Origin of the sequence: Citrobacter sp. wls613 (assembly GCF_005281195.1) — a bacterium.
In the GTDB taxonomy this organism is placed as follows: Bacteria; Pseudomonadota; Gammaproteobacteria; order Enterobacterales; family Enterobacteriaceae; genus Citrobacter; species Citrobacter gillenii.
This window is the reverse complement of sequence record NZ_SZXN01000030.1, coordinates 28,936-29,205: the sequence shown is the minus strand read 5'-3', so window position 1 is coordinate 29,205 and position 270 is coordinate 28,936. Positions and strand designations below refer to the sequence as shown.

Sequence of the window (270 nt, the reverse complement as noted above, 5' to 3'; positions counted from 1 at the left end):
CCTGAATACTCTCCGTTGTCAGGTGCAGGTAGCCTTTCACATCAACTGTGTCCGGGTCAGGATTCGGATCATCAGAAACAATCGATGCTTTTACCCAGAACACAAATCCATCCAGCGGCAAAACCTTGCGGATGTACTTCGTGAATGTGACTATCTGGTACTGGCTAAGGTCGTCCAGACCCTGCGTCAGAGTGGCGTTAAGTTCCGTTTTAGCCGTATGCTGTAATTCACTCAGGGAAGGCATTAAGCACCCCGCTTACCCAGCTGCGC

General features: G+C 50.7%; 1 pseudogene. It reads right to left on the bottom strand.

The window, feature by feature from the left end:
• Positions 1-244, bottom strand: a pseudogene (locus tag FDX01_RS23440) (hypothetical protein); the annotation flags it as partial.
• Positions 245-270: the final 26 nt, after the last annotated feature.